Raw genomic sequence first — 22,408 nt, forward strand, 5'->3', positions numbered from 1 at the left:
GAATATGTCGGTTAAATTTCCTGAACGCAGTAAATCGAGCTATTTAAGCCCTGAACAAATCGAGGCCTTTGGCCAAGAGATTGAAACGATTCGCCGTGAGGTGATGGATCACTTAGGCGAAGCCGATGCACTGTATATCTACAAAATTCGCAACTTTGTCCGTTACACCGAGATTGCTTCACGTGGCATGCTGATGTTTGGCGGCTGGATTCCACCTGTATGGCTTCTTGGAACAGGGCTATTGGGTGTCTCTAAAATTGTAGAAAACATGGAACTCGGACACAACGTCATGCACGGTCAGTTTGACTGGCTCAATGATCCGAGTTTGAACGGCGCCAATTACGATTGGGACACCATTGCTACAGGCGACGACTGGAAACACACGCATAACTATGTGCACCACACTTACACCAATATCGTCGGTAAAGATCACGATGTCGGTTATGGCTTACTGCGCGTGAGTGAGCAGCAAAAATGGGAACCGCGCTTTCTTTTTAATATCCCGATGGCAGCGCAGCTGATGCTGTTTTTTGAATGGTACGTCGGTGTGCAAAATCTGCACCTAGAAGATGCCTTGGTGTATAAAACCAGAAGCTGGAAACAGGTCTGGCTGGACTCTGCCAAACTGCGCAAAAAAGTGGTGCGTCAGGTGGGCAAAGACTATGTATTTTTTCCACTCATTGCCGGCCCAAATGCGATTCCTGTCTTTATGGGCAATGCTGTCGCAAATGTGATTCGTAATTTATGGTCTTCTGCGGTGATTTTTAATGGTCACTTTACCGAAGATGCTGAAACCTTTGAAGAAGATCATACGGCTACCGAAACACGCGCGCAGTGGTACTTACGTCAAATTCGCGGATCGAGTAACTTTAGTGGTGCCGAATGGTTACACATTTTAAGCGGTAACTTGAGCCACCAGATTGAGCATCACTTGTTTCCAGACATGCCGGCCAACCGTTATGCCGAGGTTGCACCAAAAGTAAAAGCCTTATGCGAAGCGTATGGCGTACATTACAACGAAGCCAATTTTACCCAACAGTTTTGGAGTGTATGGGTTCGCCTCGCTAAATGTTCGTTACCCAATGATGTATCGATCAAAGTGACTGGACGCTGGCAGAAAATCAAACAGCGCTTGTTGGGTGGGTACACCTGAGTCAGTTGCTGTTTTGTACAGTTGTAAGAGGCGCTGAAAATTTGTCCAATCTTCAAAGTCAGGTTTGCTATACTATGCAGCAATTTGAATAGTGGCTATTAAGGATAAGTTATGCGTATTGACCAACGTGCTCTCGATCAATTACGTGATGTAAAAATTACGCGCAATTATACGCGTTATGCAGAAGGTTCCGTATTGGTTGAATTTGGTCATACCAAGGTCTTATGTACTGCTAGTATCGATCATTCCGTGCCGCGTTTTCTAAAAGGCCAAGGCCAGGGCTGGGTAACCGCTGAATACGGTATGTTGCCGCGCTCAACGCATACACGTAGTGACCGTGAAGCGGCGCGTGGCAAGCAAAGTGGACGTACACAGGAAATTCAGCGTCTGATTGGTCGAAGCCTGCGTGCTATGGTCGATTTGAAAAAGCTGGGTGAAAATACCATCACCATCGACTGCGATGTGATCCAAGCTGACGGTGGAACGCGTACTGCTGCCATTACGGGTGCTGCTGTGGCGTTGGTCGATGCGATGAACGTGTTACTGGAAAAGAAAAAAATCAAGCATGATCCACTTAAAGGCTTAGTGGCTGCAATTTCTGTAGGCATGTATCAAGACGAAGTCTTGCTCGATTTGTGCTATGAAGAAGATTCAAACTGTCAGACTGATCTAAACGTCGTCATGACTCAGTCGGGCGAATTTATTGAAATTCAGGGTACAGCAGAAGACAAGCCGTTTACCCGTACACAAGCCGATGCCATGTTGGAAATGGCTGAAAAAGGAATTCAGCAGCTCATTAAAAAGCAGCAAGATGCACTAGGCTGGTAAAATAGTTTCAATAAAAAACGCATCTTAGGATGCGTTTTTTTATGTCTATTTCCAATATGATGCAGATTAGGCGTCACTTTCTGGTCTAAAAAAATAGTGAAAACAGAAACTTCGTTACAAGATTTCAAATTGTTTCACAAAACGTAACCTTTTGTATTGAAGCACCTACATTCTCTGCCCATCCTGATCATGCTTGATCATTAAAGTTGTTCAGCATTGAAATTGAGAAATAGGGGAGCCAACTATGCTACAAATATTTATTGTGATTTGTGCGGTGATTACGTTTACCGTGATGGCAGCCGATCCGCGCCCGAGCCAAGATCAGCAGTCGGCTTCTGCATGGCAAAAACCGGATCAGTCGAAACCATCACAGGCCACTCAAAAAATTATTGAGCAGCCGAATAACTCAGCGCATGAAGATGCTTAAGCATTAAAACGCATCGATAAATCGATGGCAGTGACGTCTTTGGTTAAAACACCCATCGAAATATAGTCGACACCCGTTGTTGCCACTTCGCGCAAGTTGTCTAGCGTAATATTACCTGAGGCTTCAAGTTTGCAGCGACCTGCTACATGCTGTACAGCATCAATCATTTGCTGTTGAGAAAAATTATCGAGCATTACAATATCGGCACCCGCCTCTAAGGCCTGTTCCAGCTCATTCCAAGTTTCTACTTCTACTTCAACAGGCTTGTTCGGTGCAATCTGACGCGCCTGCGCGATGGCCTGTGCAATTCCACCGGCTGCCATAATATGATTTTCTTTAATTAAAAAGGCATCGAATAAACCGAGGCGATGATTTTGTCCGCCACCAATGGCTACTGCATATTTTTGTGCGATACGTAAACCAGGTAGGGTTTTACGTGTATCAAGCAGTTTGGTGTGCAAGCCATCGAGTTGTTTCACATAAAATGTAGCTTTGGTCGCCACTGCCGATAAAGTTTGAATAAAATTCAATGCAGGGCGCTCGACCGTTAGAAGGCTACGTGCCGAACCTGCCAATTTTAAAAAAGCTTCACCCGCCTGAACGTGTTCACCTTCGGCTTTGAGCCACTCCACTTTGACTCGATGATCATAGTGTTGAATAAGTGCATCAACCCACGGACGACCGGCTAAAATCATGTTTTCACGTGTAATAATGGTCGCAGTTGCTTGTTCGTGTTCTGGGGTGAGCAATGCCGTAATATCGCCATCACCAATATCCTCGTTCAACGCCTGTTGGATATTGAGTTGAATCGATTGTTCAAGCAATGATTGTGGAATGCTCATAAGTACGTCCAAGATGTAACCCAGAAAATTGAGCGATATATTAGCATTGTCGTTTTAAAAAATAAGTATTCTTGGCACAATATTCCTAAAATGCAGATACCGCTCGGCAGTTTCAATCTGTCGATACGTGATGGATGATGTCGCGAATGCTATGGCGAAAAAAGAGAGTTGTTTCAGATGATGCCGCGTTTTGAAGTCAAAGATGGTCAGTTAATCGGGGCGCAGCAGCTGCCTTCGCCAAATTTTAATCAGCGTCCGCCACAGACCGAGATGTGTTTGCTGGTGATTCACAATATCAGTTTACCGCCTTCACAATTTGGTGGCGGTTACATTCAGCAGTTTTTTCAAAACCAATTAGACTGGTCGCTGCATCCTTATTTTAAAGAAATTGAAGGCATGTGCGTTTCGGCACATTTGCTGATTTTGCGTAGCGGTGAGGTGATTCAGTTTGTAAACTTTAACGATCGTGCATGGCATGCCGGTCGCTCACAGTATCTTGGTCAGGTTGAGTGTAACGATTATTCGATTGGCATTGAACTGGAGGGCAGTGACGATCAGCCCTTTGAACCAGAACAGTACGAAACACTGGCCGATGTCACATGTTGTTTGCAGCGTGCGTATCCTAAAATCCAGACACATATTGCGGGGCACTCCGATATCGCACCTGTCAGAAAAACCGATCCGGGGCCTTTTTTTAACTGGCCTCATTTTCGCGCAAAACTTCATGCAAAAAAAACTGCTGCTAGACATGATTTCGCAACGAAATAATATCCAAGTTTCATTACAATAACGACTTTGTGTTTAGGCGTGGGTAGAGGCGATGGCATTGTGGCGATCGACGTTTATTGTCAGTGCAATGACGATGTTATCTCGCATATTGGGTTTGGTCCGCGATATGGTCCTGCTCAATGTGTTTGGGGCAGGAAAAGATTTTGATACCTTTGTGGTGGCATTTCGGATTCCAAACTTTTTTAGGCGTTTGTTTGCCGAAGGTGCATTTTCACAAGCCTTTATTCCTATTTTGACCGAATATAAAACGGGTCGTGCTCATGCTGAAGTACAAATTCTGATTAGTCGGGTGTTTGGTTGCCTGCTGATGGTGATGAGCTTACTTACCTTAGTAGCCATGATCATTGCACCGGTGATTATTTATGCCTATGCCCCCGGTTTTCACAACGATCCAGAAAAGTTTGATCTGGCTGTCGGAATGTTTCGTCTGACCATTCCTTACTTGATGTTTATGTCGCTGACCGCATTTGCCAGCAGTATTCTCAACAGTTATGGCTCGTTTGCTTCACCAGCTTTTTCTCCCGTTTTGCTTAACGTGGCCATGATTGCAGGGGCGTGGTGGCTCACGCCGTATATGCAGCAGCCGATTATGTCGTTGGGTTGGGCCGTGCTTGGGGCAGGGATTTTACAGCTTGCGATCCAGATTCCAGAGCTTTGGCGTAAAAAACTCCTGATCCCACCAAAAATTGACTTCAAGCATGAAGGGGTCGAGCGCATCATGAAACTGATGTTACCGGCCTTGTTTGGTGTTTCGGTTACTCAGATTAACCTGTTGCTCAACACCATTTGGGCATCGTTTATGCAGGATGGTTCAGTCTCGTGGCTCTATAGTGCTGAGCGTATGACCGAGCTACCGCTCGGACTCATCGGTGTTGCCATTGGTACAGTAATTCTGCCTTCTTTATCTGCCCGTCATGCCGAGCAAAATCAGGAGAAGTTTCGCGGGATGCTGGACTGGGCTGCACGCGTGATAGTATTGGTGGGTTTACCTGCCAGTATTGCACTGTTTATGCTGTCGACACCGATTATTCAGGCGCTGTTTCAGCGCGGTGAATTTACTTGGGAAGACACCAAAATGACAGCACTGGCCCTGCAATGCATGAGTGGTGGCGTGATTGCCTTTATGTTAATCAAGGTGTTTGCACCGGGTTTTTATGCACAGCAAGATACCAAAACTCCCGTACGTGTAGGCTTGATTGCTGTTGCCACAAATGCGCTTTTAAATGTGATATTTATTGGGCTATTTAAGCTGATCGACTGGAAAGCCGAACATATGGCACTGGCGCTGGCCTCATCGGGTTCGGCTTTGGTGAATGCCGGAATGCTGTATTTTTATCTGCACAAGCGCAATATTTTCCGTTTTGGCGGACACTGGAAAAAACTCGCACTCCAGTATGCTGTCGCTAATTTAGCCATGATTGGGGCGCTATGGGGCGCACTGCATTGGTACGATGGGCAGTCTTCTCAGCTGATGCGCATCATCGAAGTGATTGTTTTTTGTGTAGTGGGTGTGGCTGCCTATGCAATCGCACTATTTGCAACGGGCTTTAGACCTCGCCACCTAAGGCATGAGACATAAAATAAAGCAGCGCGTGACAATACATGAATTGCGCTTTATTTTATGTCGCAAGACAAGCGAAGCGTTAAAAAACTGCTGTGATGACAGCAGTTTTTTTAATTATTTGGCTGGTAATACTTCGAGTAATTCAATATCAAAAATCAGCGTACTGTTTGGCCCAATTGCATCACCACTGCCGACTTCGCCGTAGGCCAGTTTGGCAGGCACAAACAAACGTGCTTTTTCACCTTCTTTCATCAGTTGTAAGCCTTCGGTCCAGCCCGGAATCACTTGGCTGAGTTGAAACTCGACCGGATGATTACGCGCAATCGAACTATCGAATACGGTGCCATCGAGTAAGCGGCCTTCATAATTCACTTTTACTCGTGATGTGGCTTTAGGTGATTTACCTTTACCTGCACTCAAAACTTGATATTGAAGACCTGATTTAGTGGTGATCACACCTGATTTCTTCGCATTTTCTGCCAAGAATGCATCGCCACTTTTCAGATTTTGCTGAGCCAGTTGCTGATATGCATACAGTTGTTTGGCTTCCATTTGCTTTTTATACTGACTAAGTACCTTGGCCATATCTTCATCCGTCAAAGCGGCATCTTTGCCTTGTGCACCTTCTTTGAGGCCCTGCACAAAAGCTTCAATATTGAGATCTTTTAGGGTATCGGCATTGGTACGACCCATCACGTATCCATAGCTATAGCCTAATTGATCTTTTTGGGGGCTATTTTTGGTAATTGCTGCAAAGCCTGAAACAGACAGACTGGTTAAAACCAAACCGAGCACAGTTTTTTTCATCATTTTTATCCAAATTATATGTCATATAAAAAACAAGGAGAGCACATGACTCTCCTTTGAGCGATTATTTTACTTCGAGAAGCTCAACATCAAAAATCAGAGTGCTGTTGGCCGGAATCATGCCTGGAACACCTTGTTCGCCATAACCAAGTTTTGCCGGAATATAAAAAGTCGCTTTGCCGCCTTCTTTGAGCAGTTGCAAACCTTCGGTCCAGCCCGGAATCACTTTATTGAGCGGGAATTCAACCGGCTCACCGCGATCATACGAACTATCGAAGATCTTACCATCGGTCAACTGACCTTTGTAGTGTACTTTGACCACAGACGTGGCTGTTGGGCGTTTACCTGTACCTTCGGTAATAATTTTGTATTGCAAGCCTGATGCTGTGGTTTTAACGCCTTCTTTTTTGGCATTTTTGGCTAAGAAGTCATTGCTACTCGATTCAGACTTTTTGGCATGCTCAAGCTCTTTTTGCTGCGCTTCTTGCTGGTAAGCAGTATAGGCGGCTTGAAGCTGCTCTTGCGTGTAGGCTGCAGGTGTATGAGCATGACCATCACGAATACCTTGTACAAATGCATTAACATCCAGCTCTGCAGGTGTTTGATTGGCAACTTCATAACCGAGCGCATAGCTGATTTTTTGCACCGGAGACGCATTTTGATCAGCCTTGCTGCCTACGTTTGTTGCAGGATGCTGAGTCGCGTAATAAACAGGAATAAGTGCAGCACCGCCTAAAATGATAGCGACAGCAACGGGTAAGGCTTTACTCATACAATGTTCCAAAAAAGATGTTTATTTGATCATGTTAAAAATACATGTGATCTTAGCATGCATCTGTTTAGCATATAATGTTTGTAAAAAAAAACGAGTGGATTTTTATACTGTTTGCGTTGTTTAAACGAAAAAGCCGAATCATGTGATTCGGCTTTTTTGAGTCTAGCTTAGATTAGATGATTAATCATCTTTTGCCGCGGTATAGCTATAGGCATAGTTGTATCCATAGCCGCCACTCGACTTCTCGATATCATTTAAAATAAAGCCATTCACTTTCACGCCTGCCTGTTCGAAGCGACTCAGAGTCAATTCAAGCTCTTTCATTTGTGTTTTATTATGACGCGCAATGATCAGGTTTACCCCTGCATATTGCGAAATGATAATACCATCGGTTACAGCAAGTACTGGCGGCGTATCAATCAAGATATGGTCATAAAGCGGCATGATTTCATCAAGAAAAGCTTTAAATTTAGCAGAGCCGAGCATTTCAGACGGATTTGCAGGACTTTTGCCTCGGGTAATCATGTCTAAGCCAGTTACTTCAGAATGATGAATGATCGACTCAAAGCTGGCCTGATCACTTAAATATTCCGATAAACCGGGTTTGATCTCGACATTAAAGTATTTATTTAGGTATCCGCGGCGTAAGTCGGCATCAATCAACAGCACACGTTTATTGCTTTGTGCCAAAATCGTGGCCAAATTCACAGAAACAAAAGATTTACCGACAGCAGGTGCAGGGCCTGCAATCATGATCAGATTATTTTTTGCATTTGCCAAAGCAAAGTGAATGGCGGTACGCATACTACGTAAGCTTTCAATTGCAATATCGTCGCTGTTTTTGATCGACAAGATTGGAATCGTCTTTTTCTTTTTGAGCAGTTTAATCCGACTTTCCTGAATAGGCGAGCGTGGTACTGTTGCATATACAGGCAGGTCGAGTTCATTTTCGATTTGTGCAGAGTCTTTAATACCTGTACGGAGCATTTTACGCATCAATGCAATCAGTACACCAATAAAACCTCCCACAAAAAGAGATAAAATTAACACAATTAATTTTTTAGGTTTAATTGGTTTTACAGGTTCGATTGCGGTATCGATTACTCGTACGTTGCCAATTTCACCTGCATTTGCAATTTTGAGCTGCTGATAGTTATTGAGTAAATTGGTGTAGAGTTCCGTATTGACCTTTACATCACGATAGTATTGCAAATACTGACGCTGTAGCTCTGGAAGCCTTTTAATCGTGGCACTTAATTCGGCAGACTTTTTATTGACTGCATCGAGCTGAGCATTGATTTCAGCCATGAGTGGATGATCGCTGGTATATTTTGCTGCGAGTTCGGCTTGTTTTTGTTTGAGCTCGATTTTTGTGGTTTCGAGTGCAATATTTTGCTTTAAAAATAGCTCAGATTCTTGTGTGACATCAACTGTATTGTATTGTTCACGGAATTTATTAAACTTAAGCTCAGATTCTTCAAGCTGCTTTTTAAGTTCAGGCAATTGTTTGTCTAGAAAGCTTAGCGTTTGCTGCGCTTCTAAGGATTTACGCTCGATATTTTGCGCATGATACACCGTTAAAATATTATTCAGTACTTGCGTAATGTGAACAGGATCTTGGCCTTGGTAAGTGAGCCCCACCACACCTGTTGATTTTCCTTTTTCAGCTACACCATAATCTTCTTGAAAGTTCTTAACAGCAGTAGGGGTAGCTAAACGACGAAGTATAAAAGTACGATTAAATGGTATTTGGCTGTCGATTCGTACTTGCCATGTGCCTTTAGCATCTTTACGAATATTCTCTTTGTTTAACGTGCCTTCAAAAACTGGGCTATCTTTGTAGCTTAAACTGAATTGCTGTGTTTGAGATTTAAACTCTAAGTTTAACGGTTTATCAAGATAGTACTCAGGCACATCTAAACGTTGAATAAAGAAAGCATGGGTGTGATCTTTAAACTCTACGCCTTTGTGCGAATAATCAATTTGAGCATCATCACGATTAAACAGTCGATGAAGAAATGTATCTTGGCTGTCTGTTACTTGAATATTTAGGTTTAAATTTTGAATGACATTACCAAGGACTAATCTGGACTTTAAAATTTCAATTTCAGCATCTGCTGGAGATTTTTGACCTGCACCACCAGCGATGTTTCCAAGCTCACCCAGAAGCGCTTTAGATGCGGCGCTTTTACTGTCTTCTACTTGTATCATGGCATCGGTAGAATAAATACTTGGAGAAACCCGCAGATAAAGAAGGGCACAAATCAAGCTGAATAAAGTGCAGACGGCAATCAGTTTCCATTGCGCAATTAAGGAGAAGAGCAACTCTTTTAAATCGATTGTGTCTTCATTGGTATTTGAATTTTGGCTCATAGTATCGATGTTACTGCTTCAAATTAAAGATGTGATGCCCAGTCTGCGACGTACGACTGAATGTTTAAGCATGTTTGATCAAAAAATGCCTGATCATGCTGGTATGGGTCGGGTACATTTTGCCCCTGCCAATGACCTAATCGAAAGGTTTTACCTTTAGCAAATGGCCAAGTCTGCTCAATGTGCTTTTGCTGATTATTGCTCATCACCAGCACAAGATCGGCTTTCTTGATCATCTCTGCATTCAACTTACGTGCCACATGGTCGCGCATATCGATATTTAACGCATCCATACACTTAATGGCTTTATCATCTGCACTATGGCCAGTCAAACCTGAAATACCAGCAGACTCAATTTTTAACGAAGGATGCTTTTGTTTTAATAAGTATTCGGCCATGGGGCTGCGGCAAATATTACCCACACAAATGACCAAAACATTTTGGATTTGCATTTTAGTTATTTCCAAGAATCTTAAATGAATAAATTGCGCTTGCGAATGGAACGATTTGCCCAATCACACGTTGCCAGCGAGTCAGGCCCGTTGCATCGATATACACAATATCATTTTTTTGCATCTGGAACTGATTGGCCAAAGCCAAGTTGCCGAGGTTAGACAAATCTAAATGATACAGCTTTGATGTACGATCTTGTAAGTTCGTACGCATCACGTAAATTCGGGCAGCACTGGCCGAATATGGGTTAATCCCTTCGCTTTCACCCAGAACATCACTTAAAGTCATGCCCTGATCGCGTAAAGCAAGTGCTTGACTTTTATTCGACTCACCCATGACATAAAGTTTCTGATTTTGTTTGGTATTTACAAAAATCGTATCGTTGGGTTGAATCAATAAATTGTGCAAAGAATAGCCTTGTTTTTCTAGGCTTATTGCATTTAAGTCAAAGGTTTTACCATTACGAATGAGCTGAATAGAGGTATTGTCACCTGTTTCGGTATTTACGCCACCAGCCATACTGAGCGCCGTATAGATACTAATCGGCTGGTCATTTAAAGTATATTGGCCGCTTTTCATGACTTGGCCATTTACAAAGTAACGGCTACCTTCATAAGAGAGTACCCGAACCACGACATCTGGCGCTTTTAAGTACTGAGCAAATCTGGAGCGGAGGTGCTGAGTCAGCTCGGAAACACTTTTACCCTGTGCTTGTACTTTTCCAATTAAGGGTAAGTAGATATTCCCATTACTATCAATAGGGTAACCAATGCCTTTAATGTTATTTCCATCTTGAAGAGGAGGTGTAATTTCAGGATAGGCCCAAAGCTGTATAGACAGCACATCCCCTGCTCTTAAGCGGTATAATTGATGTGATGATCTGAATAAAGATGCAATATCTGATTGATAGCGAATATTTTCAGCGGGCTGTAGTTTAGGCAAATTGGTTTGGTTGAGCTGTACAATTGAAACCTGAGCGCCTTGATCGGTTACATAAGTGCCTTGCTCAGGTATGTCGTGTGTTTGCAAACCTGAAGTAACGGCACAACCTGATAAACCTATAAAACAGGACGATAAAAAAAGTAAAGTGCTTTTATACTTCACATTGAAACCCTTAGATTGTAAGCTTTAGCGTGATATTTTGAAATGTCGTTATAACGCGACATTCTAGACCATAATTTAAGAGAGTTATAGTTTTTTTCGGCACGACTTTGTATGTGCACAGAAAAAACATATTCTTGATTTTAGGCTTTTGAGTTGTATAAATGTATTTCATCAAGTAGATGTTTTGATTGTCAACAACGAAGTAATAGATTTGCTTGTTGCAATTGAAACGTTTAACATTTTTATTTAAAAATCTTGAAATCGAAGCTATTATTTGCGGCTAAATTAAATGTGAATTCAGATTGTTATTTAAGTTTTTAAAGAGATAAAGACCGAATAACATATTTTACATCAAATATGTAACATACATATTCTATATTGAGCATCGATGCAGGTTGTTTTCTATAAAATTAGTCAATTAACTCAATAGATCCAGCATTTAAGTGGTATTACAGGAAATCTATGAAAATATTAATTACCGGTGGTGCGGGTTTTATCGGTTCAGCCGTTGTTCGCCATGTTATTGAAAATACTAAAAATGAAGTACTTAATGTCGATAAACTCACCTATGCAGGCAACTTAGAGTCACTTGCTTCAGTTGCAGATCATCCACGGTACACATTTTCACAAACCGATATTTGTGATCGTGCTGCTCTAGATGAATTATTTGAAAATTTCCAACCCGATGCTGTGATGCATTTAGCTGCTGAATCGCATGTCGACCGTTCAATTACTGGCCCTGCGGCGTTTATTGAAACCAATATTATTGGTACCTACCAACTCCTTGAGGCAGCACGCCATTACTGGAATCAACTAGATCAAAATAAAAAACAAGCATTTCGATTTCATCATATTTCAACAGATGAAGTGTATGGCGATTTAGAAGGTACAGAAGATCTATTTTTAGAAACAACACCTTATGCTCCAAGTTCACCTTACTCTGCCAGCAAAGCCAGTTCGGATCACTTGGTTAGAGCATGGTACCGTACGTACGGCTTACCGGTTGTACTCACCAATTGTTCAAACAACTATGGGCCGTTCCATTTCCCTGAAAAACTCATTCCGCTGGTGATTTTAAATGCACTGGCGGGTAAACCACTCCCTGTATATGGAAACGGTACACAAATTCGTGACTGGTTGTATGTAGAAGATCATGCCCGCGCACTGTATAAAGTAGTCACAGAAGCAGCAGTGGGTGAAACTTATAACATTGGCGGTCACAACGAGCAAAAAAATATTGATGTGGTAAAAGCAATTTGCGAACTTTTAGAAGAGCTTGCTCCAAACAAACCTGAAGGCTTAACACGTTATCAGGACCTGATCACTTATGTGACAGATCGTCCGGGACATGATTTGCGCTATGCGATTGATGCAAGTAAAATCCAGCAAGATTTAGGCTGGGTACCGCAAGAAAGCTTTGAGACAGGCCTTAGAAAAACCGTACAGTGGTATTTAGAGAACCAAGAATGGTGCAACCGAGTTTTAGACGGTAGCTATAAATTAGAGCGTTTAGGTGTCAGTGCGTAATGAAAACAAAAGGTATAATTTTAGCAGGTGGTTCTGGTACACGGCTGTATCCGATCACAAAGGGTGTCTCAAAACAGTTATTACCAATTTACGATAAGCCAATGGTTTACTATCCATTATCTGTCTTGATGCTGGCTGGTATTCGAGAAGTTCTTATTATCAGCACGCCAGACGATATAGATGGTTTTAAGCGATTGTTAGGCGATGGTTCACAATTCGGTATTGAACTAAGTTATGCCGTTCAATCAAGTCCGGATGGTTTAGCTCAAGCATTTATTATTGGCGAAGAGTTTATTGGCGAAAGTAATGTTTGTTTAGTACTTGGCGATAATATTTTCTATGGTCAAGGCTTTACACCAATGCTTCGTGAAGCTGTTTCACGTTCAAAGGGCGCAACTGTATTTGGTTATCAAGTTAAAGATCCTGAGCGTTTTGGTGTAGTTGAGTTTGATGAGCATAAACGAGCAGTGTCATTAGAAGAAAAACCAAAACATCCAAAATCGAATTTTGCGGTTACGGGTCTTTATTTTTATGATAATGATGTAGTGAAAATTGCAAAACAAGTAAAACCATCAGATCGTGGTGAACTTGAAATTACGACAGTGAACCAGATGTATCTAGACCGTGGTGATCTCAATGTTGAGTTACTTGGACGCGGTTTTGCTTGGTTAGACACAGGAACACATGCAAGCTTGCTTGAAGCAGCACAGTTTGTGGAAACTATTGAAAAACGTCAAGGTTATAAAGTGGCGTGTCTCGAAGAAATTGCACTTCATCATGGTTGGTTGACGAAAGCTCAAGTGTTAGAAATTGGCCAAAGTATGAGTAAAAATGATTATGGTCAATATCTCGTATCTTTGGTGAATGAAATATGAATTTAATTAGTTGGATTGATTTACCGAATTTAGGTGATGAGCGCGGTGGCTTAGTTGTTGCTGAGGCTAGTAAAAATATTCCTTTTAAAGTGAATCGTATTTATTATATTTTTGATGCAAAACCAGAGATACCACGCGGATTTCATGCACATAAAGAGCTACAGCAAGTTGCATTCTGTATAAGAGGGAAGTGCAGAATGCTTATGGATAATGGTATTGATAAACAAGAGGTATGGTTAGATCAAGCCAATAAAGGCTTGATGATTCCTCCATTTGTTTGGCATGAAATGCATGATTTCTCAGAAGATTGTATCTTATTAGTACTAGCAAGTGAACACTATGATGAAAGTGATTACATTCGCAATTATGAGGATTTTTTAATTGCAGTGAATCGTCCATTTATTCATCCACTATCAGATGTACATTCGGAAAGAATCGGACAAAATACAAGGGTTTGGCAATATAGCGTTATACTAAAAGATGCAATTATTGGTAATGGATGTAATATTTGTGCCCATACTTTAGTCGAAAATGATGTCTTAATTGGTAATAATGTGACTGTAAAATCAGGGGTTTATATATGGGATGGTATTACATTAGAAGACAATGTATTTATTGGCCCGTGTGTTGCCTTTACTAATGATAAGAAACCACGTTCTAAGCAATATCCTGAAAGTTTTGCCAAAACGATAGTAGAGCGGGGGGCCAGTATAGGGGCTAACGCTACCATTTTACCAGGAATAAGAATTGGTCGAAATGCATTGGTTGGTGCAGGCGCAGTAGTAACTAAAGATGTTCCGGAAAATGCAGTTGTAGTAGGAAATCCTGCAATTATTAAAGGCTATGTAAAATAATGATTCCTTTCTTAGATTTAAAAAGTATAAATAGTCAATATCGTGCAGAACTCATTGAGGCTTGTACTCGTGTAATAGACTCTGGTTGGTACATAGGCGGAAATGAGCTAGCTCAATTTGAACAAAACTTTGCGCAATATTGTGGAGTAAAATTTGCAATTGGAGTTGCAAATGGTTTAGATGCTTTAATTCTTACGCTTCGAGCATGGAAAGAATTAGGTAAATTAAACGATGGTGATGAAGTAATCGTACCATCAAATACATACATTGCAAGTATTTTAGCAATCACTGCCAATAATCTAACTCCAGTTTTAGTTGAACCAGATATTAATACTTATAATATCGATCCAAGCAAAATTGAAGCTGCAATTACTTCAAAAACGAAAGTAATCTTACCTGTTCATTTATATGGGCAATTAGCAGAAATGCCTGCAATCATGGCAATTGCTAACAAGTATAACTTATTGGTTTTGGAAGATTCAGCTCAATCACATGGCGCTCAAACTGATGGAGTGAAAGCTGGAAATTGGGGAGATGCTTCCGGATTTAGTTTTTATCCTGGTAAAAATTTAGGTGCATTAGGGGATGCTGGTGCTGTAACCACTAATAATGAAGAACTTGCACAAATGTTACGTGCTCTTCGTAATTACGGTTCTCATGAAAAATATAAAAATTTAGTACCTGGTGTAAATAGTCGTCTTGATGAAATTCAAGCTGCCATGCTAGATATTAAATTAAAATATTTAGATCAAGAAATAGCTCATCGCCGTAAAATTGCGCAATTATATTTACAGAATATAGTAAATCCTTTAATCAAATTACCGTTAGTTCTGCAAAATGCTGAAGAGTATCAACAACACGTTTGGCATTTATTTGTGATTCGTACTGAGCATCGCGAGGCTTTACAAAAGTACTTGGCTGAACAAGGCGTTCAAACTTTAATTCATTATCCTATCCCACCTCATAAGCAACAGGCTTATAGAGAATGGAATGATTTAAGTTATCCAGTATCTGAGCAGATTCATGATGAGGTGATGAGTTTACCTATTGGTCCTACACTAAGCGTAGAAGAGGCTGAGAAAGTAATTCAGATTTGTAATAATTTTAAAGTCTAAAATGAATTTACTAAAAACAAGTGTACTAAATGGCGTGGCTGTTTTAATTAAAACAGCCACGATGTTTATTTTAAACAAGATTTTAGCTATTTATGTTGGTCCAGCTGGTTATGCGGCTATTGGCCAGTTCCAAAATTTTATACAAATGGTGACAACCTTTGCTGGTAGTGCAATTAATACTGCAGTTATTAAATATACAGCAGAGTATTATGAAGATGAAACTAAACAAAGAAATATATGGAAAACAGCGGGAAGTATTGTCTTACTTTTTAGCTTAATTTTTTCATTAATTATTCTAATTTTTCAAAAACAACTTTCACTCTATATTTTTCATACTGATCTTTATCAAACGGTATTTGTTTGGTTTGCGGTATTTCTGACATTTTTTACTTTTAATGCACTTTTTTTAGCCATTTTAAATGGGAAAAAAGAAGTTTTAAGATTAGTTATTGCAAATATTGTAGGTAGTATTTTTTCTTTAGCTGTCACAAGCCTTTTAGCAATAAAATATAGTTTATATGGCGCTTTAGTTGCGCTTTCAATTTATCAGTCCTTGGCTTTTTTGGCGACCCTATTATTATGTTATAAAGCTAATTGGTTTAGACTTTCATATTTGTTTGGAAAAATAGATAAGTCCATCGCAAAAAAAATTGCAGCTTTTGCTTTGATGGCATTGGTTAGTGCGGTCTGTGTTCCTCTTTCTCAAATGGCTATTCGAAGTTATTTAACGCATGAGTTTGGTGTAACTTATGCAGGTTATTGGGAGGCAATGATACGTTTAAGTGCAGCCTATCTAATGTTAGTGACCACAACCTTGGGAGTATATTATTTACCTAGACTTTCGGAATTATCAAAACTTGAGGAAATCAAGTCAGAAGTTTACTTAGGATATAAATATATATTTCCTTTGGCTGCTATAGGTAGTCTAGGTGTATATTTTCTTAGAGACTGGATTATAGCTATTCTATTTACTAAAACATTTTTACCTATGCGTGATCTGTTTTTTTGGCAGATGATCGGTGACTCCTTAAAAATTGGTAGCTGGATACTTGCATATTTAATGTTAAGTAAGGCCATGACCAAGTTATTTGTAACAACGGAAATTTTATTCGCAGTAACTTCAATATTGCTAACTTATCTATGTACTCATATGTTTGGATTTAAAGGAGTTTCTGTAGCTCATTTAATAAATTACGGTGTATACTGGTTAGTCCTAGGATATTTTATTTTTAAGAAATTAAAGGAGAGTTAAGTTATGAAAGTATTGTTGATAGGTGAATATTCTGGTGTACATACAAATTTAGCAAAAGCATTAAAGCAAAAAAATATTAATGTATGTACAGTACATGATGGTGATTCATATAAGAAATTTGAATCAGATGTAATCATAAAATATAATAGAATTGAATCCAAAAATAAGTATATCAATTTTATTTTAAAAATATATTACCAGCTATTATTATATTTAGGTTTGTCTGGCTGCATGCAAATATTTAAATATCATGATGAACTTAGTAAATTAAAAGGTTATGATGTAGTTCAAATTATAAATCCTGTTTTTTTATCCAGTTTTGGCTCAATAGTAAATATTATAGTTTTAAAGTATTTATTAAAACACAATAAAAAGTTATTTATGTGTGCTTTGGGTGATGACTATATTTGGGTTAAAGGTAGTTTAAAGAATAAAAAATTTAAATCTATGTTTCATTTGATGAATTTAAGAAATTTTCGTCAATATCTACACTCTATGATGTATGTTTATGGATTTTTGTATCCCTATTTAAATAAATTGGTTATAAAAAGAGCAAATAGAATAATTCCTGGTTTGTATGATTATTTTTATTATTATAAAAATTATAACAACTGTAATGAAATAGTTCCTATTCCAATAGAAATAGATACAGAGGTGCAGCCTTTAAAATTTAAAGATTATCCAGTTAATATTTTTCATGGTTGGCAACCAAATAAAGAATACCGTAAAGGAAATATTTTTTTTGATGAAGCATTAAATAAGTTAATGAATAACTATCCAGATAAAGTAAATTATCAGATTGTCGGTGGCTTACCATATGAAGAATATATTAAAACTTTTAACGATTCACATATATTTCTGGATCAATGTATGAGTATGGACCAAGGTGTCAATGCGCTTTTGGCCCTAGCAAAAGGTAAAGTCGTTTTTTCCGGTTTTGATGACTATTTATGTAATTTTTACTCATTGCTGGATAAACCTTTATTGGATACTAAACCTGATGTTGAGTTCATTTATAAACAATTAGAAAATTTAATTGTCAATCCACATCTTTTGGACAGTTATTCTAAGAAAGCTATTTTATTTATGAAAAGATATCATAACTTTGATTATATTACTGGAAAATACTTAAAGATTTGGACCGAATTTTAATTTTTTGTGATTAAAGTCAATTGATAGAATATAGATTTTAGGTTGAGTAAAATGATCTTTACAGTGAAAAAAAATTTTTTATGGTTCCTCCTACTTAGTGTTCCTTTAGCACTCATTGTGGGAAATAGAGGAGATACAAATGACACTTTCACATATTACTCAATTTTTAAAAATATTAATTCTTATAATTTAACTAATTTTAGTGATTTTTATTTGGAAACAGGTGTTGAATTAGGTTGGGGTTTATATTCAAAATTTATATCATTTTTTTCAAATAGCGAAGTAGTTTTGTTTTCAGTTTTTTCATTGTTAACTTTTTATTTTATATATAAAACTTGTGATATTATTAAATTAAAATTTATTTATGTTATGTGTTTTTATTTGCCTACAAGTTTTTTTTTAATGCAACAATTTATGCAAATTCGCCAAGGATTTGCTGTCCCTGTTGCAATATATGCAAGTTTCTTATATTTAAATAATAGAAAATTCATATCAATATTATTTTTTATTTTAGCTTTTTTATTTCATCAAACTATTAGTGTTTATATTTTATTTTTTTTAGCTTTTTTGTTTGCTTATGAAAAAATATTTAAACAAGTCAAAATATTAAATTTTAAAACATATATGTTGTTTGTCCTTTTAATAGGTATTATGTTTGCGCGCATTATAGTTATGCCACTAGCATTATCTTTTTTTGATAGATTACAGGCCTACTCTAGTACGGGATATTCTGAGAGTGTAAGTCTTGTTGGACTGGCTAATATAAAATTTTATCTTGAGTTTATTTTTATACTATTTTTTATGCATAAAAAAGATTTGAATGATAAATTTCTTATATTGATGATTTTTGTTTTTACGATAGGCTTAGCCATTCGCATAGCTTTCTTCGATTTTGCAATTTTAAGTGGCCGCTTGTCTAATGTATTTTTATTTATAGAAATATTTCTTATGCCATACTTTATTTATAAGCGTTTTAGTAAAATAGTTTTGCTTACTACTCTTGTTTTATACTTTCTCATAATTGGTTTTATATCGTGGAACTTTCAAGTAGCAGAGTATTTAGCAGATTCTTATTTTTATCCTTTGTATTAATTATGAGTTAGCTATGAAAATTCTTTTTATAATCAATTCCTTAAAAAATAAGTCGGGTTCGGAGCGAGTTGCTGTAGAGCTTGCAAATAAGATGTCTAGAATAGATGATTATGAGATTACGCTTTTAAATAGAGAGTCTACTAAAGACAATACTGCCTATCCGTTATTTGAAAATATAAATGTAATTACATTAACTGGAAATATATTTCAATTCTATAAAAAATTAAAAAAATATATATCAACTTGCACTTATGATGTGGTGATAATTCATAATATGGGAAAATTATCTCTACTTTGCACTTTTCTACCAAATTTAAATAAATTAGTAACACTTGAGCATGTGTCTTTCATCAGTAGGCCCAAGACTGTTCAATTGCTCAGTCATTTTTTTTACACAAGAATTGATCAGGTTGTTACTTTGACCCAAAATGATAAAGAACAATTCGATAAATTTCATCCTAATGTAATTGTTATTCCTAATTTTTCACCATTTCCCATTGTTTCACCATCCAATTATACCAATAAACAAATTGTAACGATTGGTCGTTTAACTGATCAGAAAAACTACCTTCATTTACTACAAGCTTGGGAAAAAATATATAAAGATATTCCAGATTGGCAACTCAATATTTATGGCGAAGGTGAGCATAAAACAATGTTGCAAGACTATATTGAGCAGCATTCTCTCGCAAATGTAAGTTTGAAGGGAATTACATCAAATGTTAAGCAAGTTTATGAGCAATCTAGTTTTTTTGTAATGTCATCCAAATATGAAGGTCTCCCAATGGTGTTAATAGAAGCTCAGAGCTTTGGTTTACCTATTGTTTCATATAATTGTCCATATGGCCCAAGTGATGTCATTCAAGAAAATCAAAATGGTTTATTAGTGGAAGATCAAAATATTGATAAATTGGCAGAAGCCATTTTAAAACTTGCCTCATCTCCAAATTTATTAGATCGTTTTTCACAAGAATCTTTATTAAATGCTAAAAAATATCAACCTGAACAAATTTTAAAAATTTGGAATGAAAAAATCTTGCAAGGATAAAGTTTTATGTTTTCTGTATTAAGCTCTATTTATCACAAAGAGCAGCCATCGCACTTTAATGATTGTATGGAGAGTATTTGGGATAAACAAACTTTAAAGCCTACAGAAATTATTTTAGTTGAGGATGGGCCTTTAACACTTGAACTTGATAGCATAATTGCACAGTGGCAAGAAAAGCTGGGTAATATTTTACGTGTTAAGAAACTTGATAAAAATGTAGGCACTGGTAAAGCAAAAAATATTGGTTTGCAAGAATGTACATTTGATATCGTATCTATTGTCGATACAGATGACATCTGTGTACCAGAGCGATTCGAAAAGCAAATTGAATTTTTAAAGAACAATCCCGATGTTTCAATTATAGGTGGTCAGATTCTTGAATTTGTTGAAGATATAAGTATGCCTACAGGCATGCGTAAAGTTCCGTTATCAAATGAAGATTTGACTGAGTATGCAAAAAAGCAAAGCCCCTTTAATAATATGACAATTACCTATCGCAAATCGCATATTCTTGAGGTAGGTGGGTATCATCACCATTTGTGGATGGAAGATTATAACCTTTTTTTAAGAGTAATTGCTAGAGGTTATAAGATTCAAAATTTAGCGGATATTTTGGTCTATGCGAGAATTGATAATGGTATGCACGGTCGTCGTAAAGGTTACGAATATATTAAAAGTGAAAAACAGTTACTAAATTTAAAGTTGGAATTAAAGTTGCAATCTCTAGCCTCCGCTTATATCCTATTCGCTGTTAGGTCTGCCTTTAGAGTGTTGCCATCAAATCTGCTTGGCAAGATTTATAATATATTTCTTCGAAAAAAAGCTCAAAATTAGAGTACTTAAGCAATGAAAAGATTAATTGATATAGTTATTGCCTTGTTGGCATTGACTTTTTTGTTACCAATTTTCATTATTGTAGCCCTAAAAGTACGTAAAAATTTAGGTGCTCCAATTTTCTTTTATCAAGAGCGCCCAGGTAAAAATGGTAAGCTCTTTAAAATGATAAAGTTTCGTTCTATGAAGGATGCTTTCGATGCTCAAGGTAATCCGTTGCCCGATGAAACTCGAATCACACCATTTGGTCAAAAATTGCGTTCGACATCTTTAGATGAAATGCCACAACTTATTAATGTACTTAAAGGTGACATGAGTGTTGTTGGGCCCCGACCAATGCTCAAAGAATTTGTACAACTTTACTCACCAGAGCAAGCACGACGCTTAGAAGTGCGCCCTGGTATGACGGGTTTAGCACAAGTGAGTGGCCGTAATGAGCTTGATTATGAAGAACGCTTTAAATGTGATGTATGGTATGTAGATAACCATAATCCTTTAGTAGATTTCAAAATTATGCTAAAAACTGTTGCTGTTATGACGAAGCGTGAAGGAATTAATGCGCCTGGTCATGTTGGCCCATCATTGTTTAAGGGTAATGATTCACAAGCCCAAGATTAAATTGATCTTTAAGTTTTCATATTGCGAAGTATTGTTTAAATGATTAAAAAAGCTATTTTGCCCGTTGCCGGTCTTGGTACGCGTTTTTTACCTGCCAGTAAATCGATTCCTAAAGAAATGGTAACTGTGGTAGATCGCCCTGCTATAGAGTACGTAGTTAAGGAGGCTGTGGCAGCCGGTATAGAGCAGATTATATTGGTGACTCATTCTTCAAAAACATCTATAGAAAATTATTTCGATCGTAATTTTGAGCTTGAAACTACATTAGTAAACAAGAAAAAAATGGATTTACTTAAAGAAATTACTGAAATTTTACCAAGTAATATCAGCGTAATCAGCGTGAGGCAACCTCAACCTTTGGGTTTGGGTCATGCAGTGTTATGTGCAAAATCAGTCATTGGGAATGAAGACTTTGCTGTGTTGTTACCAGATGTATTAGTAAAAAATAATAGTGCTAAAAATGATCTTGCTCGAATGATTCAGCGCTTTAGTTTATCGAAAGCATCACAAATTATGGTCGAAGCCGTGCCTGATCATTTGGTGGATCAGTATGGTATTGTTGATGTAAAAGCATCACCTGAAGAAGGTGAAAGCGTTGCAATGCAAGGTATAGTAGAGAAACCCACTGTAGGTACAGCGCCTTCAAATCTATCGGTTGTCGGACGTTATGTACTGCCTGCAAAAATTATGCAGTTACTTGAGCAAACACCTAAAGGTGCAGGAAACGAAATTCAACTCACCGATGCAATTGCTGCCTTACAAAAATTAGAAAGTGTAGAAGCTTATCGTATGAAAGGTCAAACTTTCGATTGTGGAAGTAAATTAGGCTATTTAAAAGCTGTGCTACACTACGGTATGTGTCATCCAGTTTTAGGTCAAGATTTTAAAATACTAATTGATGAGCTAAAGACGTCATCCTAGGAATC

The 22,408-nt window shown here is 38.1% G+C and carries 22 protein-coding genes; 16 read left to right on the forward strand and 6 right to left on the reverse strand.

All coding sequences use genetic code 11. The features are described 5' to 3' along the window. The first annotated feature begins 4 nt into the window (after positions 1–4). The 3 genes from QLG00_RS13870 to QLG00_RS13880 all read left to right on the forward strand — a co-directional run bounded on the left by QLG00_RS13870 (position 5) and on the right by QLG00_RS13880 (position 2,408). Positions 5–1,153: an acyl-CoA desaturase gene (locus QLG00_RS13870; RefSeq protein ID WP_282471295.1), complete on the forward strand. Its 1,149-nt coding sequence runs from the start codon at positions 5–7 to the stop codon at positions 1,151–1,153. 111 nt (positions 1,154–1,264) lie between these two features. After that, complete coding sequence (gene rph, locus QLG00_RS13875; protein WP_004941812.1) at positions 1,265–1,981, forward strand: ribonuclease PH; 717 nt, start codon at positions 1,265–1,267, stop codon at positions 1,979–1,981. A 244-nt stretch (positions 1,982–2,225) separates the two neighbouring features. Beyond that, the gene (locus tag QLG00_RS13880; RefSeq protein WP_004941799.1) at positions 2,226–2,408 is read left to right on the forward strand and encodes a hypothetical protein; all 183 of its coding nucleotides are present in this window, start codon (positions 2,226–2,228) and stop codon (positions 2,406–2,408) included. On the opposite strand, the gene nadC is transcribed toward QLG00_RS13880, so the two are convergent. Continuing rightward, positions 2,405–3,250 (reverse strand): carboxylating nicotinate-nucleotide diphosphorylase, encoded by an 846-nt coding sequence (nadC, locus tag QLG00_RS13885; RefSeq protein WP_282471231.1) that lies wholly within the window; start codon positions 3,248–3,250, stop codon positions 2,405–2,407. The two genes, QLG00_RS13880 and nadC, sit on opposite strands and share 4 nt — an antisense overlap. A 177-nt stretch (positions 3,251–3,427) precedes the next feature. On the opposite strand from nadC, the gene ampD reads away from it, so the two are divergent. Together ampD and murJ are read left to right on the forward strand one after the other, a co-directional pair. Further along, a complete protein-coding gene (gene ampD / locus QLG00_RS13890) occupies positions 3,428–4,018 on the forward strand; it encodes a 1,6-anhydro-N-acetylmuramyl-L-alanine amidase AmpD (RefSeq protein WP_151752951.1) in 591 nt (196 codons plus the stop codon). Between the two features lie 52 nt (positions 4,019–4,070). Then, complete coding sequence (gene murJ, locus QLG00_RS13895; RefSeq protein WP_151747088.1) at positions 4,071–5,618, forward strand: murein biosynthesis integral membrane protein MurJ; 1,548 nt, start codon at positions 4,071–4,073, stop codon at positions 5,616–5,618. Positions 5,619–5,717: 99 nt separating this feature from the next. Here murJ and QLG00_RS13900 read toward each other — a convergent pair whose 3' ends face one another. From QLG00_RS13900 to QLG00_RS13920, 5 genes are all read right to left on the reverse strand, one after another. Beyond that, entirely contained in the window at positions 5,718–6,410 is a 693-nt protein-coding gene (locus QLG00_RS13900; RefSeq protein ID WP_048763157.1) for an FKBP-type peptidyl-prolyl cis-trans isomerase, read from the reverse strand. Positions 6,411–6,474: 64 nt separating this feature from the next. Further along, the gene (locus tag QLG00_RS13905) at positions 6,475–7,182 is read right to left on the reverse strand and encodes an FKBP-type peptidyl-prolyl cis-trans isomerase (RefSeq protein ID WP_282471232.1); all 708 of its coding nucleotides are present in this window, start codon (positions 7,180–7,182) and stop codon (positions 6,475–6,477) included. 183 nt (positions 7,183–7,365) lie between these two features. Beyond that, on the reverse strand, positions 7,366–9,558 hold the full coding sequence (locus tag QLG00_RS13910; protein WP_282471233.1) for a polysaccharide biosynthesis tyrosine autokinase: 2,193 nt from the start codon (positions 9,556–9,558) through the stop codon (positions 7,366–7,368). A gap of 23 nt (positions 9,559–9,581) precedes the next feature. Further along, positions 9,582–10,010 carry a low molecular weight protein-tyrosine-phosphatase gene (locus QLG00_RS13915; protein ID WP_282471234.1) on the reverse strand — a complete coding sequence of 143 codons (429 nt, stop codon included), beginning with the start codon at positions 10,008–10,010 and terminating at the stop codon, positions 9,582–9,584. A 1-nt stretch (position 10,011) separates the two neighbouring features. Then, positions 10,012–11,115, reverse strand: a complete 1,104-nt coding sequence (locus tag QLG00_RS13920) for a polysaccharide biosynthesis/export family protein (RefSeq protein ID WP_282471235.1) — start codon at positions 11,113–11,115, stop codon at positions 10,012–10,014. 462 nt (positions 11,116–11,577) lie between these two features. Between QLG00_RS13920 and rfbB the strand changes: the two genes are divergently transcribed. Genes rfbB through galU form a run of 11 tightly spaced genes read left to right on the forward strand, consistent with a single transcriptional unit; the run spans position 11,578 to position 22,403 of the window. Next, complete coding sequence (gene rfbB / locus QLG00_RS13925) at positions 11,578–12,642, forward strand: dTDP-glucose 4,6-dehydratase (RefSeq protein WP_282471236.1); 1,065 nt, start codon at positions 11,578–11,580, stop codon at positions 12,640–12,642. Beyond that, positions 12,642–13,517, forward strand: a complete 876-nt coding sequence (rfbA, locus tag QLG00_RS13930) for a glucose-1-phosphate thymidylyltransferase RfbA (protein ID WP_282471237.1) — start codon at positions 12,642–12,644, stop codon at positions 13,515–13,517. The genes rfbB and rfbA overlap by 1 nt, the downstream gene beginning before the upstream one ends. After that, complete coding sequence (locus QLG00_RS13935) at positions 13,514–14,371, forward strand: WxcM-like domain-containing protein (protein ID WP_282471238.1); 858 nt, start codon at positions 13,514–13,516, stop codon at positions 14,369–14,371. Before rfbA ends, QLG00_RS13935 begins: the two co-directional genes overlap by 4 nt. Further along, entirely contained in the window at positions 14,371–15,486 is a 1,116-nt protein-coding gene (locus QLG00_RS13940; protein ID WP_282471239.1) for a DegT/DnrJ/EryC1/StrS family aminotransferase, read from the forward strand. The genes QLG00_RS13935 and QLG00_RS13940 overlap by 1 nt, the downstream gene beginning before the upstream one ends. A gap of 1 nt (position 15,487) precedes the next feature. Beyond that, positions 15,488–16,738: an O-antigen translocase gene (locus tag QLG00_RS13945; protein WP_282471240.1), complete on the forward strand. Its 1,251-nt coding sequence runs from the start codon at positions 15,488–15,490 to the stop codon at positions 16,736–16,738. A 3-nt stretch (positions 16,739–16,741) separates the two neighbouring features. Continuing rightward, on the forward strand, positions 16,742–17,890 hold the full coding sequence (locus tag QLG00_RS13950; protein ID WP_282471241.1) for a glycosyltransferase family 1 protein: 1,149 nt from the start codon (positions 16,742–16,744) through the stop codon (positions 17,888–17,890). A 51-nt stretch (positions 17,891–17,941) separates the two neighbouring features. Continuing rightward, positions 17,942–18,982, forward strand: a complete 1,041-nt coding sequence (locus tag QLG00_RS13955; RefSeq protein ID WP_282471242.1) for an EpsG family protein — start codon at positions 17,942–17,944, stop codon at positions 18,980–18,982. 13 nt (positions 18,983–18,995) lie between these two features. Continuing rightward, on the forward strand, positions 18,996–20,030 hold the full coding sequence (locus QLG00_RS13960) for a glycosyltransferase family 4 protein (protein WP_282471243.1): 1,035 nt from the start codon (positions 18,996–18,998) through the stop codon (positions 20,028–20,030). A gap of 6 nt (positions 20,031–20,036) precedes the next feature. After that, positions 20,037–20,864 carry a glycosyltransferase gene (locus tag QLG00_RS13965; RefSeq protein ID WP_282471244.1) on the forward strand — a complete coding sequence of 276 codons (828 nt, stop codon included), beginning with the start codon at positions 20,037–20,039 and terminating at the stop codon, positions 20,862–20,864. A gap of 12 nt (positions 20,865–20,876) precedes the next feature. Further along, a complete protein-coding gene (locus QLG00_RS13970; RefSeq protein WP_282471245.1) occupies positions 20,877–21,482 on the forward strand; it encodes a sugar transferase in 606 nt (201 codons plus the stop codon). A gap of 39 nt (positions 21,483–21,521) precedes the next feature. Beyond that, positions 21,522–22,403, forward strand: a complete 882-nt coding sequence (gene galU, locus QLG00_RS13975) for a UTP--glucose-1-phosphate uridylyltransferase GalU (protein WP_282471246.1) — start codon at positions 21,522–21,524, stop codon at positions 22,401–22,403. Positions 22,404–22,408 lie beyond the last annotated feature (5 nt).

It is taken from the genome of Acinetobacter sp. V89_7, assembly GCF_029967895.1.
GTDB lineage: Bacteria > Pseudomonadota > Gammaproteobacteria > Pseudomonadales > Moraxellaceae > Acinetobacter > Acinetobacter soli.